The organism is Mesorhizobium sp. M7D.F.Ca.US.004.01.2.1, from assembly GCF_003997785.1.
In the GTDB taxonomy this organism is placed as follows: Bacteria; Pseudomonadota; Alphaproteobacteria; order Rhizobiales; family Rhizobiaceae; genus Mesorhizobium; species Mesorhizobium loti.
Genome location: NZ_RZRQ01000003.1, coordinates 1 through 13016, shown reverse-complemented (window position 1 = coordinate 13016; position 13016 = coordinate 1). Strand labels below are relative to the sequence as shown.

The following is a 13016-nucleotide window of genomic DNA, read 5'->3' as shown; positions in this document are numbered from 1 at the left end:
GGGCTTTTTCTTTGTCCAAGCATAATCGCCGCTCGATGCCCGATTGTCAGCAAACTGACAGGTTACCAGTTCAGTGTCTGCCAGGTCACGACCACCAGAGCCCTGACAAAGCTTTGACATGATCGCGGCTAGTTTAGAAACATTCAGACTGGAAGGCTCGCATACCCGCCTAATCATTCGCGCCGCGCTCATCTTCGTGGCGCTGTATCTGGCCGGCTTTGGTGTCCTTCACCTGCTCCTATGGGCAAGCCTGATGCCGGGGTAGCTTCCGCGATTCTTTATCGCAATGAACGTTGCCCGTCGCCCGTTATAGTAGCGTTTCTCAAGCCCGGTTACTGTCGGTTTGAGACGTTCAATATCGGTAAATCCAGAATATTCCAATAAGCTGATGACGGCGCGGGAATTGGGGGAAAACTGACAGAATTCCTCTGGGCGCCAGCGCGAGGTCGTAATGTTGCTTGCTGCGGAATCGACCCCCGCCACCCTGCGCATATGCCACATCGGCCATCGATCCAGGATTCGATTTATGATCGGCACCTTCATGAGAGTGGTATCAACCGCTAGAACGTTGCTTGCCAATGCTGAAATACGTTTGAGGCTTAAAACAGGGTTCTCCAAGTGGTATAGAATCCCGAAGAACAGGACGAGATCGAATGCGCCGTGCTTGGACGGATCAAGTTCCATCAAATCAAGTTGCTGAAAATCTAAATTGTGGAGGTCTACTGCCTCTTTTACGAGATTTGCCTGTTCGATATAGTGAGGATCAATGTCGATCCCAAGCACATAACTGGCACCTGCCCTTGCCGCGTGCACGGAAAAACCACCGCAGTTGCATGCCACGTCAAGTACCCTTTTGCCTGCCAATGACCCTCCACAGGCACTAAGGATACTTGGCCATGCGTGATCGATGAGATTTTGCATTCTCGTGCGCTCTCGGTCTTGACGAGAAGCGGTCGGCACGTAGGTGCTCAAGCCGTAAGGCAAGTCGATGGCGTGATGAAACGGTGCGAGGCGTTCGACAGCCGCTTGAAGTTCCGATTTGGTCTTTTTTTCTGTCGGTGGGATCGACGGTTGAAGATTTTTCATAAGGTCGCATTCTCCCTTGCCCGCCCAGCGTCAGTCCAATGGGATTGTTCACGGATTCCTGAATACGCAGACGAGCAGCGTTGCGATGGGTATCACAGCCCATGCTAGTGCTTGGGATCCGGCACGAACCGGATCAGCCGGTAGAATCCAAGGTACCGGACAAGGAAAACTAAGGCATCAACGGTGCCGTTGCACCATATCAAAACGTGGTAGCCGGGTTAATCCAGGGTACCAATTGGACAGGAAGGCGGCCCCGCTTTACAGGCACACATTCCCGACCTGTATCTGGCGGCTTCTTTCCACATGCGAGTACCATCGCTGGGGATCGACTTTCACTTCATATTCGCGATCCCGGTAGCTACCCGCTGCAATCCACACTGTCACTGAGCGCTGGTAGATCGTAATGCCTCTCACGATCACCAGAGCCCGACAAAGCTTTGACATGATCGCGGCTAATTTAGAAACATTCAAAACGGAAGGCTCGCATGAACCCCACCTATACAAGCGCGCAAAAGGCCATTCACTGGGCGGTGTTTCTGCTGGTCATCGGCCTTTATGGCCTGACCTATGTGGAGGAGCTTTTTCCGCGCGGCGACCCCGGTCGTGCGCTCGTCTGGTGGCTTCATATTTCGTTTGGGCTGCTGCTGTTCGCGCTGGTCGTTATCCGCGTCGGCCTGCGGCTGATGCTGGGAACGCCAGGGCTGCCGATGGAGATGTCAGAGCTTGAACGATGGGCCGCAAAGATCGCGCATCTGCTGCTTTATGGGCTACTCGTGGCCATTCCGGTTCTCGGCATCCTGCTGACGTGGTACAGGGGCGACGCCTTGAGCTTCTTTGGCCTTTTCACCATCCCGGCTCCGGTCTCTCCCGACCGCGACACGGCCCGGTTCATCAGGGAACTGCACAGCCTCTGCGCCAATTCGATCCTCATCCTCGCCGGAGTGCACGCGGCCGCGGCGCTGTGGCACCATTTCATCCGCAAGGACGACGTGCTCAAGCGAATGCTGCCGGAAAGCGCGAGTTCTTAGAGCAAGTCCGGGAAAGTGTGAGACGGTTTTCCCGGGAAAAGCGCATAGCGCTTTCCCTTGGGAATTGCGTGAAGGCAGGGCTCCAGACCAGTGAACAGGGATGAGGCCGGCGGTTCAACTGTCATGCCGGCTTGTGCCGTCGCACGATCTTCCACTCGTGCCAGATCAGCACCATGACGGCCGCATCGAAGACGGTCAGGACGAGCAGGCCGAACGAATGGGTGTAGGAGTAGCGGTAGACTTGATAGACCATGAACAAGCCCAATGCCGCGAGCGATGCTGGATACGACCAAAGCTTGCCTCTCAGGAGGCCGACAACCAAGGCCAGCTTTATCAGGCCGTGGCTGAGCAGGTAGAAGGCGTAGAACTCCTTGCTGGCGATCGAAAAATGGCTTGCCATCTGCGACAGATGGCTCGCTATGAAATCGTTCGGATCTTCGATCAATTCCTCCTGGGTGAGAGCATTGACCCAGGAGGCAATGGTGTCGGTGGTGATGACATAGAGCAGTATCCCACCGATGCACTCAATCAGGGCATGTGCGCCCTTGAACCAGACGCTGACTTCAAAAATCTGATGGATGCGGTGTTCATCGACGGGCTTCAAAAATCCACCTCACGACCAATCGCGGGAACCGACGCCAAATGGATGCAGCTTTAACGCACTGGATAAACGCCGCGGCCGGTATCAGCCCTTTTCTTGATAATGCAATGGTCGGCATCTCACAAATCGGCGTTCCCCTCATGGTGCTGGCCGTGGTCCTGCAATGGTGGGCGAAGGCCGACCGCTATCATGTTCGCCACGCGGCGATATCCGCCGGCCTGGCGTTCTTGCTGGGTCTTGCGGTCAACCAGTTCATTCTTCTCTTCGTGCATCGGGTGAGGCCCTACGATGCCGGTGTGACGCATCTGTTGATTGCGCCCAGCGCCGACTGGTCATTCCCGTCCGATCACGCGACAGCCACCATTGCGATTGTTGCGGCCTTTGCGATGCAAGGTCTCCCGCGTCGGACGACTGCGCTTCTCGTCATGGCATTCCTGGTCTGCTGGTCGAGAATCTACATCGGGACGCACTACCTGACCGACGTTGTCGGCGGGGCCATCACTGGCATCCTGGGCGCCATCATTGTGCGGCTGGCTTACCGGGAGAACTCCCGGCTGGACAAACTGGTGACCAAAATTCTTTAGGTCGGCGCTGTTCGAAGACGCACTCGGACAGAGGAGCCGCTCGGCGGGCTCCTCGACATGGGTGGCCGTTGGCAGAGCATCGCGGCGGTCGGTTCGAAGCGTTTTGACAGGCGTTCGCTGCCGGCTGCCGCGCCGTTTATCGCACGGAGCCTGTGACGGTCGGGTCGATCGTGCTGGGAACGGATTTGCGTTCGTTGCCGGCGAGTGCCGCTATGATCAGCAGGCTGGCAACCACCGGGACAAACAGGATGGCAACGCGGGCTTGCACGTAAAAAATGGCGCGCCATTCATTGCGCTTGTCGGGGCTGTTGCTCATCATACTCACTTTGTCAGACCCCCCGGCCGTGACATAGCCGCGAACGGTTAAGCAACCCCTTCCGACAGTGTTAACCGGGCGGAATTGAGGCGGAATTCCCAGGCGATCCCCCAGATGGCGATCGCCCGGCTTCAGCGCAGCCCGATCCGCCTTGCCCCTTGCCGGAACAGCGCTACGGCGTCCGGCTCGAAGCGGAATGTGCCGATGAAATCGTCGACGCCATAGCTCGGCAATGTCTTGCGGATGACGGCGGCAAAGCCGCGTGCCTCGTCGAGCCGTCCGGCCAGAGCAAGGCAATGTGCTGCGATCGCCAGGATGATGGCGTGCGCGTTGGGCCGCGCCGCCGCCCTCAGCGCCCATTCGGCCGCCTCCTCGAACTGGCCGAGCCGGACATGCGCCATCGCCCGCGCGCCCAGCATGCCGAACAGCAGCGGGTCGAAGGGGCTGAGATGGCGCGAATGGTCGGAGGAGCCGATCGCCGCTTGCGGGTCGCCCGACTGCGAATGGACGAAGGACAGCGCATAGTGGCCAAGCGCGAAATTGGGACTGAGGTCCACCGCCCGTTCCAGTTCGATCAGCGAGCTGTCCTGCTCGCCGCGCAGCCACAGCGCCCGCCCCATCGCCCAGTGCGCGGCCGGATTGTGGTCGTCGACCAGCAGGCTGTGGCCGGCGCTCTCGAAGGCCAGCGCGCTTTCGCGGTCGCGGTCGCCCCAGCGCTGGAAGGCGTTCTGCCAATGGGTGAAAGACAGGCCGGCATAGGCGCGGGCAAAGGTCGGGTCGAGCTGCAAGGCCTGGGCAAAGAAATGCCGCGCCTGCTCGTTTTCCGCCTGGGTGAAGCGGTACATGTGCCAGAGGCCGCGATGATAGGCTTCCCAGGCGTTGAGCGAACTGGGGGCTTTCAGCATGGCGCGGTTGCGCTCGACCGTTTCGATCTCGGCCGAGATAGACGAGACGATGCTGTTGCCGATATCGTCGAGTACGGAAAAGATGTCGTCGGGCCTGCGCTCGAACGTCTCGGCCCAGACGATCCTGGCGGTGCGCACCTCGATCAGTTCGACGCTGACAATAAGGCGGCCGGGCGGGCTGCGCACGGTGCCGGTGGCGACATAGTCGACATTCAGCCGGCGGCCGGCATCCTCGGGCGCGATGTCCTTCTCGGCCAGCGCAAACACCGATCCGCGCGCGATGACGAAGAAATCCCTGAGCTTGGAGAGGCGGGTGATGATGTCGTGGGTGAAACCATCGGCCAATCCGCCGCGCGTGCCGCCGCTCTCCTCGACAAACGGCATCACCGCCAGCGAAGCGTGGCTGGGTTCGACCGGGCCGGCATCTGAGGGCGCCGCGGCCAACTGCGATATTGTGGACAGGCAGGCCTGCTGCGGCCGGAGCGGGGTACCCGACTGTTGGTTACGGATTGCCCGCCAGGCCGCGCGAAGCTGTGCGAAATCCAGTTCCTCCGACTGAAACAATCGTTCCGCCGAAGCCAGGTGCTGCTCGGCCGCGCCGACCTCGCCGCGCCGGGCCAGACTGGCCAGAAGGGCTGCATGCGCACGCTCGTCGAACGGCGCCAGTTCCACCCATGTGTCGAGATGAACGATCGCCTCGTCGCTATCCGCCGGCAGGCTCGCGACAAGCTGTTCCAGCACGGCGATATGGCACGCGTGAAAACGGCGACGCTGGGCGATCAGCCAGCTGTTGAAATGCGGGCTGCGCTCGACCTCCGGACCGTCGAGCAAATCCCCGGCAAACAGCCCGGCCAGCACCCGCAAGCGCTCGACATCAAGCGTGCCGAGCCCTTGCGTGACGGCCTGGCTGACTTCCAGCGCATCGACCAGGCAATCGCTCAGATCGAGCGCTACCGTGTCGCCCTGTGTCACGACCCGGTGTCGGTCTGGCGCGTCGAGTGTGCCCCGCAGCTTGCTCAGGCACCAGCGCAGCTCGCCCCTTGGATCGTTCGGTACATCCCACAACAGCTCGCACAGGCGGCTGCGGCCGACCGGATGCGGCGCCAGCGCCAGATAGGCGAACAGAGCGCGCAGCTTGCGTGACGAGGGCAACGCAACCGGCACATCGTTGCGGGAGATTACCAGCGGTCCGAGCAGGCGCACGGAAAGCGCCGGCATCTCGCCGCCCAGCCTCGATCGTGCGGATTCCACGTCGGTTTCCACGCCTGCTCCCACGCTGGCCTGTCGGCCACTCCTGTATCACCAAACACGACAAGGCGCATGCGGCAGCGGATTACGCGCCGGACACCACCATTGCCGCAGTGCGGCATGTCAGTCCTAGCGCAGCAAGGTCACGAAACTTCGCCGCACAACCCGCCGGTTTGTAACCGGCCCGTGATGACAAGACACGATGACAATCGAGGAGACCAAGATGTTGCATCAGCAGAAAATCAGGACCACGGCCGGCCGCGGCCGCCTTTTCGACAGCATTCTCGACACCGTCGGCGACACGCCGGTGGTCCGTATCAACAATCTGGGACCAGCTCACGCGACGATCTATGTCAAGGCCGAGTTCTTCAATCCCGGCGCTTCGGTGAAGGACCGGCTGGCGCTCAACATCATCGAGGAGGGCGAGCGCAGCGGCGCGCTGAAGCCGGGCCAGACGGTGGTCGAGGCGACCAGCGGCAACACCGGCATCGGCCTGGCCATGGTCTGCGCGCAGAAGGGCTATCCGCTGGTCGTCACCATGGCCGACAGCTTTTCGGTCGAGCGCCGCAAGCTGATGCGCATGCTGGGCGCCAAGGTGGTGCTGACGCCGCGCGCTGAAAAAGGCTTCGGCATGTACAAGAAGGCGGTGGAGCTGGCCGAGGCGAATGGCTGGTTCCTCGCCCGCCAGTTCGAGACGGCCGCCAACGCCGCCATCCACGAGGCGACGACCGCGCGGGAGATCGTCAATGACTTCGCCGGTTCGCGGCTCGACTGCTTCGTCACCGGCTATGGCACCGGCGGCACGGTCGTCGGCGTGGCGCGCGTGCTGCGCCGGGAGCGGCCGGAAACCCGCATCGTGCTGTCCGAACCGGCCAACGCGCAGCTCATCGGCAGCGGCAAGGTGCAGCAGCGTGGTGCCGATGGCGCCCCTGCCGCCAGCCACCCCGCCTTCGAGCCGCACCCGATCCAGGGCTGGACGCCGGATTTCATCCCCAACGTGCTGCAGGAAGCGATCGACGCCAGCCTCTACGACGAGGTGATGCCCATTGCAGGGCCCGAGGGTATCAAATGGGCCAAGGCGCTGGCGCGCCAGGAAGGCGTCTTCACCGGCATCTCCGGCGGCGCCACTTTTGCCGTGGCGCGGCAAGTCGCCGAGCAGGCACAGGCCGGGGCGGTGATCCTGTGCATGCTGCCCGACACCGGCGAACGCTACATGTCGACGCCGCTGTTCGACGGCATCGAGGCCGAGATGGACGCCGATGAGGCTGCCCTTTCGCGCTCGACGCCCGGCTGCCAGTTTCCGGCGGCTTGACGGGAGATCGGTATGGACGCCGTACAGGAACCCCTCGGCCTGATGGCCGAGGAAACGCTCGATCCCCAGGACTGGGCCGATGTGCAGGCCCTGTCGCACCAGATTATCGACGATGCGGTCGACTATCTGCGCGACCTGCGCGACCGCCCAGTCTGGCGGGAGATGCCTGCGGATGTGCGAGAGGTCTTCGCGGCACCGCTGCCGCGATCGCCGGCGCCGCTTGCCGCTGTCTATGGCGAGGTCTCGCGCACGGTGATGTCCTATCCGATGGGCAACATCCATCCGCGCTTCTGGTCCTGGTATATGGGATCGAGCAACTTCACCGGCGCGCTCGGCGATTTCCTGGCGGCAATCCAGGGCTCCAACCTCGGCGGCGGCAACCACGCCGCCGGGCTGATGGACAGCCAGGTGGTCAACTGGTGCAAAGAGATGCTGGGCTTTCCGGCTTCTGCCAGCGGCACGCTGGTCAGCGGCGGCTCGATGGCCAACCTTATCGGGCTGACGGTGGCGCGTAACACCAAGGCGGGCATCGACGTGCGCGAGCACGGCGTTGCCGCCATCGAGAAGCCACTGCGTTTCTATGGCTCAGACCAGATCCATTCCTGCCACCGCAAGGCAATGGAGGCGCTCGGCCTTGGCAACAAGGCGCTGCGCCGCATTCCGACCGATGCCGGGCTGCGCATCGATATCGCTGCCTTGCGCGCGGCGATCGCCGAGGACCGCGCGGCAGGATTCAAGCCGGCCTGTATCATCGGCAATGCCGGCACGGTCAACACCGGGGCGATCGACGACCTGCGGACGCTCGCCAAGCTGGCCCATGAGGAGGACCTCTGGTTCCATGTCGACGGCTGTATCGGCGCGCTGGTCGCCATTGCGCCTGAAAATGCCCATCGCGTCGCCGGCATCGAATGGGCCGATTCAGTTGCGCTCGATCCCCACAAATGGCTGCATGCGCCGTTCGAGGTCGGCTGCGCCCTGGTCAGGGATGCCATCGCGCATCGCCGGACCTTCGCCGTGACGCCGGAATATCTGGAATCAACGCCGCGCGGCCTGGCCTCCGGCGAATGGCTGCACGACTACGGCTTGCAGACGTCGCGCGGCTTTCGCGCGCTCAAGGTGTGGATGGCGCTGAAGGAGCACGGCATCGACAAGTTCGGCCGCCTGATCGACCAGAACATCGCACAAGCTTTCTATCTCGCGGGATTGATCGAGACCGAGCCGGACCTGGAGCTGGCGGCAGTGCCGACCATCAACATCGTCTGCTTCCGCTATCAGCCCGGTTTGGCCGGCGAGGCGCTGAAGGTGCTCAACACCGAGATCATGCTGCGGCTGCAGGAACAGGGCATTGCCGCTCTGTCGGACACCACGGTGCATGGCGAGCACTGGGTGCGCGCGGCGATCACCAACCATCGCACAAGGCGCGAGGATTTCGATCTTCTGGTGCGGGAAACGGTGCGACTGGGGCGTGAGATCTCGGCGCCGGCGGCTGCGCCTTCCTAGTTCCCGGCAGGCATGCGATTCTGCCGGAATGATTCGCGAGGTCCGATGGTGACGCTCTTTCGTATGGCTGCACTTGCGGCCTTGCTCTTCACCACCTCGGCGCAGGCCGCCGAGATGGCCTTCTTCGTCAAGAACCTGCGCACGGAAGCAGTCGCGGTCGAGCTGTTCAGCCGCGACCGCGAGACGGTCTGGCCGGGCAACGACAAGGTGTTCCTGATCGACCCCAGCTCGCAGAAATCCGTGCCGCTCTCCTGCAATCAGGGCGAACATATCTGCTACGGTGCCTGGGTCGATGGCGACGACAGCATCTCCGCCGGCGTCGGACCGGACAATGACCAGCCCTGCGACACCTGCTGCTTCATCTGCGTGGAGCATTCGACCGAGACGATCGATCTGGTGCCCTAGGGCAGAGGCACGCCGATATCCCCAAAATCAGTCCGGGAATTGTTGCAATCATCCCTTTAGCGATTCAATGCAGCGTGCGATGGTCGCTCCGCGGCCGGGTGGGCCGCTATTTCAGGGGGTTACCATGCTTTACACCTACGCGCGCCGCACGCTGGTCGCGTTGTCGCTTGCCACACTGCTTGCGCCGTCAGCGCACGCCGCCGATATCACCTTCGCCATCAAGAACAGCCACCCCAACGCCATGCGCGTCGAGCTCTACAGCCAGGACCGCGACTATGTCTGGCCGGGCGAGGACAAGGACTACTTCCTTGACGATGGCGAGACCAAACAGCTGCCGATCTCGTGCAACGAGGGCGAATCGATCTGCTACGGCGCCTGGGTCGATGGCGACGAGGGCACCTATTGGGGCGTCGGTCCCGGCAACAAGGAAAAATGCGAGGATTGCTGCTATACCTGCAGCGGTGGCGAGACCGAGGAAATCGACCTGGTCCCCTGACCGGCTTGCCAGCTTGACGGTTATCCTGCCGGAGCCATAGAGCAATTCCAGGAAAAGTGTGAAGCGGTTTTCCGTGCGGAATTGCGCGAATACCCAGAGCGCGCCACATCCATTCGGATGCGACGTGCTTCAGGCAAGAGGAGCCCAGCTATGGCCGGCATGGTCGAAAGCGACAAGATCGACGTCGGATTCTCCGGCAAGCGCTGCATCCATTCGCGCAATTGCGTGCTCGGCGATCCGCATGTCTTCGTACCCAACGCGCCGGGCCAGTGGATCCATCCCGAGGCCGCCAGCGTCGAGAAGATCGTCGCCATCGCCGAAAGCTGCCCCTCGGGCGCCATCACCTACATCAGGAAGGATGGCGGGCCGCAGGAGCAGCCGCCGGTGGTCAACACAGTGCGGCTGCGTGAAAACGGCCCGCTGGCCGTGCATGCCGAGATCGTGCTCGACGGCGAAACGTTTTATCGCGCCACGCTGTGCCGCTGCGGCGCCTCGGAAAACAAGCCGTTCTGCGACGGCAGCCACAACAAGTCAGGTTTTGCCGCCACCGGCGAGCCGCCGCTGAAGGACACGCCGGCGCTGGAGGCGAGGAATGGCCCGCTGAAAGTGACGCCGACCACCAACGGCCCGCTCAAGCTCGAAGGCAATGTCGAGATCGTCACCGGCACCGGCCACACGGTCGACCGCACGCAACGCACCTTCCTCTGCCGCTGCGGCCATTCCGCCAACAAGCCGTTTTGCGATGGGACGCATAAAAAAATAGGCTTCGTGGCATGAAAGGAGGTCCGCCAGCGTTAGTGTAGGATGAGAGTTCGCGCTCAGGAGGAAATCATCATGCGCACCATGCTTGTTCTTGCTCTGCTTGCCTTTGCCATGCCCGCCTACGCCGCCAATCATGCGGTTCAGATCAAGGGCATGAAATTCACCCCGTCCAAAATCTCGGTCGCCGTCGGCGACACCATCACTTTCACCAATGCCGACCCGATGACGCACACCGCCACCGCGCTTGACGGCTCCTTCGACACCGGTCATCTCGCCACCGGCAAGAGCGCCAAGGTCAAGATATCAGCTGCCGGCGCGCACCCATTCCATTGTGCGATCCACAGCTCGATGAAGGGCACCGTCACCGCGAAATAGCGGCGTCCTCGCCAGACTTGTCATCCGCCATGGCGATAAGACTTCCAGCATCGGTGGAAGCTGGTTACTAGCGTTGCGGCAAAGCTGCCAATCTCCCTCCTCGTGGGGGAGATTGGCTCTCTTCCCTTGGCCCAGCGCTCGCAGCTTTATCGCCCGCTCGGTATCGGCTAAGGGCATGGACAGATAATTTCGCCAGCCGGACCGCCATCAGCAATGACCGCCAAGACCAAGCCAAAGCCGCTGTTCCTCGGGATCGACACCGGCGGCACCTACACCGATGCCGTGCTGTGGTCAGAGACGGAAGGCCCGCAGCAGGGGCCGAACAAGGGCAAGGTGCTGGCCAAGGCCAAGGCGCTGACCACCAGGCATGATCTCGCCGTCGGCATTTCCGGCGCCGTCGACGCGGTGCTGCAGAAGGCTGGCACCGATCCCGCTGATATCAAGCTGGTCTCGATGTCAACGACGCTTGCCACCAACGCGCTGGTCGAGGGCCAGGGCGGTCGCGTCGCGCTGGTGATGATCGGCTTTTCCGAGGGCGACCTCGCCCGCGACGGGCTGAAGGCCGCGCTGGGCACCGATCCGGTGGTTTTTTGTCCGGGCGGCCACGACGTCCATGGCAATGCCGCCAAGCTCGATCTGTCCGGACTGGAAGCGGTGCTGCCGGAACTCGGCGCGTCGGTATCCGGCTTTGCCGTCTGCGCCTATTTCGCCACCCGCAATCCGGCGCATGAGATCGCCGCCCGCGAGCTGATCCGCGACAAGACCGGCCTGCCGGTCACATCAAGCCACGAGCTGTCGGCCAAGCTCGGCGGTCCGCGCCGGGCGCTGACGACGCTGCTCAACGCCAGGCTGATCTCGATGATCGACCGGCTCGTGGCGGCGACCGAAGGCTTTCTCGAGGCGCGCAACATTGCAGCACCCCTGATGGTGGTGCGCGGTGATGGCGCGCTGGTTTCGGCGGCCTTTGCCCGCCAGCGGCCGATCGAGACCATCCTGTCCGGCCCGGCCGCCAGCCTGGTCGGCGCCCGCCACATGACCGGGCTCGACAATGCTGTGGTCTCCGACATTGGCGGCACCACGACGGATGTTGCCGTGCTCGACAGCGGCCGTCCCAGGCTCGATCCGGAAGGCGCCACCGTCGGCGGCTTCCGCACCATGGTCGAGGCGGTCGCCATGCGCACCTTCGGCCTCGGGGGCGATTCCGAAGTGACGCTGGAGGATGGCGCGCTCAACCCGAAGATCCTGCTCGGGCCGCGCCGCCTGGTGCCGCTGGCGCTGGCCGGCATGGCCCATGGCAGCGCCGTCACATCGGAACTCGAACGGCAACTGCGGGCACCCAATCCCGGCCGCATGGATGGCCGCTTCGCGGTGCGCACCGGCGTGCCGGATCGGCTCGCCGCCGGCCTGACCGGCGCCGAAGCCAAGCTCTACGAGCTGATTGGTGCCGTGCCGCTCGCCATCGACAGGCTTTTGACCTCGAACGCGCAGAACGCGACGCTGAACCGGCTGGTGTCGCGCGGGCTGGTGCATGTCGCCGGCTTCACCCCGTCGGACGCCGCCCATGTGCTGGGCAAGCAGGCGAACTGGGATCCCGTTGCCGCGCGCCTCGGCGCCGAACTGTTCGCCCGCAAGCGCGACGGCCGTGGCCAATTCATCGCCGCTTCCCCCGAAGCGATCTCGGAGCGGGTGCTGGTGACGCTGACGCGCTGGTCGGCCGAATATATCCTCGAAACCGCCTTCGCCGAGGACGGCCTCGATGGTGCGTCGACCGTGGCGCATGCGCTGGTGCAGCGCGCGGTCGACGCGCATCCCGGCATTGCGCGGCTGACCGTGGCGCTCGACCGCCCGGTTATCGGCCTCGGCGCCTCGGCGCCGCTGCATTATGCCGGCCTGTCGCCGCTGATCGGCAATGACTGCGTGGTGCCGGAAGATACCGATGTCGCCAACGCACTCGGCGCCGTCGTTGGGCAGGTGCGGGTGTCCGCCGAGGCGCGGGTTAGCCAGCCCAAGGAAGGGCTGTTTCGTCTTGCCTCGGGTGAAACCGTGCGCGATTTCCTCGACGAGGCGGCGGCGATCGCAGCGGCCGAGGCCGATGTCCGCGCCATCGTCGCCCAGCGCGCCAGGGAGGCCGGCACCGACAGCGCCGAGATCGACGTCGCGACCGAATTCCGCGTCTCGACCGTCGAAGCCCAGCGCATGTTCATCGAGGCGCATGTGGTGGCGGTGGCCTCGGGAAGGCCGCGGATTGCGGTTTGAGCGCGTAATCTCCCCCTCGAGGGGGAGATGTCGCCGAAGGCGACAGAGGGGGTCGGTTCGACGGGACGCGACCTCCTGCTTTGAACAGAAGAGGCTAGCGCCTTACGTCCGGCGACCCCCTCTGGCCTGCCGGCCATCTCCC

Annotated in this window: 13 protein-coding genes; 9 read left to right on the top strand and 4 right to left on the bottom strand. The window is 63.2% G+C overall.

What is annotated here, in order from left to right:
* Positions 1-228: 228 nt before the first annotated feature.
* Positions 229-1086 (bottom strand): class I SAM-dependent methyltransferase, encoded by an 858-nt coding sequence (locus EN993_RS01510; RefSeq protein WP_109667574.1) that lies wholly within the window; start codon positions 1084-1086, stop codon positions 229-231.
* 485 nt (positions 1087-1571) lie between these two features.
* On the opposite strand from EN993_RS01510, the gene EN993_RS01505 reads away from it, so the two are divergent.
* Positions 1572-2114, top strand: coding sequence for a cytochrome b (locus EN993_RS01505; protein ID WP_109667571.1), 543 nt, complete (start codon positions 1572-1574; stop codon positions 2112-2114).
* A 121-nt stretch (positions 2115-2235) separates the two neighbouring features.
* Here the strand turns inward: EN993_RS01505 and EN993_RS01500 are convergent, their stop codons facing one another.
* A complete protein-coding gene (locus tag EN993_RS01500) occupies positions 2236-2718 on the bottom strand; it encodes a DUF2127 domain-containing protein (RefSeq protein ID WP_109667567.1) in 483 nt (160 codons plus the stop codon).
* A gap of 38 nt (positions 2719-2756) precedes the next feature.
* On the opposite strand from EN993_RS01500, the gene EN993_RS01495 reads away from it, so the two are divergent.
* Positions 2757-3299: a phosphatase PAP2 family protein gene (locus EN993_RS01495; RefSeq protein WP_109667564.1), complete on the top strand. Its 543-nt coding sequence runs from the start codon at positions 2757-2759 to the stop codon at positions 3297-3299.
* 136 nt (positions 3300-3435) lie between these two features.
* Here the strand turns inward: EN993_RS01495 and EN993_RS01490 are convergent, their stop codons facing one another.
* Together EN993_RS01490 and EN993_RS01485 are read right to left on the bottom strand one after the other, a co-directional pair.
* Positions 3436-3615, bottom strand: coding sequence for a hypothetical protein (locus EN993_RS01490; RefSeq protein WP_164548818.1), 180 nt, complete (start codon positions 3613-3615; stop codon positions 3436-3438).
* A gap of 131 nt (positions 3616-3746) precedes the next feature.
* On the bottom strand, positions 3747-5738 hold the full coding sequence (locus tag EN993_RS01485; RefSeq protein WP_109667562.1) for a BTAD domain-containing putative transcriptional regulator: 1992 nt from the start codon (positions 5736-5738) through the stop codon (positions 3747-3749).
* Positions 5739-5991: 253 nt separating this feature from the next.
* On the opposite strand from EN993_RS01485, the gene cysK reads away from it, so the two are divergent.
* The 7 genes from cysK (at position 5992) to EN993_RS01450 (ending at position 12874) form a co-directional block, all read left to right on the top strand.
* On the top strand, positions 5992-7080 hold the full coding sequence (gene cysK / locus EN993_RS01480) for a cysteine synthase A (protein ID WP_127262202.1): 1089 nt from the start codon (positions 5992-5994) through the stop codon (positions 7078-7080).
* 12 nt (positions 7081-7092) lie between these two features.
* Entirely contained in the window at positions 7093-8580 is a 1488-nt protein-coding gene (locus EN993_RS01475) for an aspartate aminotransferase family protein (protein ID WP_109667559.1), read from the top strand.
* A 63-nt stretch (positions 8581-8643) separates the two neighbouring features.
* On the top strand, positions 8644-8985 hold the full coding sequence (locus EN993_RS01470) for a hypothetical protein (protein WP_245462956.1): 342 nt from the start codon (positions 8644-8646) through the stop codon (positions 8983-8985).
* Between the two features lie 124 nt (positions 8986-9109).
* On the top strand, positions 9110-9481 hold the full coding sequence (locus EN993_RS01465) for a hypothetical protein (RefSeq protein ID WP_109667556.1): 372 nt from the start codon (positions 9110-9112) through the stop codon (positions 9479-9481).
* A 150-nt stretch (positions 9482-9631) separates the two neighbouring features.
* Complete coding sequence (locus EN993_RS01460) at positions 9632-10258, top strand: CDGSH iron-sulfur domain-containing protein (protein WP_109667554.1); 627 nt, start codon at positions 9632-9634, stop codon at positions 10256-10258.
* A 57-nt stretch (positions 10259-10315) separates the two neighbouring features.
* Positions 10316-10618 (top strand): cupredoxin family copper-binding protein, encoded by a 303-nt coding sequence (locus EN993_RS01455; protein WP_109667551.1) that lies wholly within the window; start codon positions 10316-10318, stop codon positions 10616-10618.
* A 213-nt stretch (positions 10619-10831) separates the two neighbouring features.
* Positions 10832-12874: a hydantoinase/oxoprolinase family protein gene (locus tag EN993_RS01450; RefSeq protein ID WP_127262201.1), complete on the top strand. Its 2043-nt coding sequence runs from the start codon at positions 10832-10834 to the stop codon at positions 12872-12874.
* Positions 12875-13016: the final 142 nt, after the last annotated feature.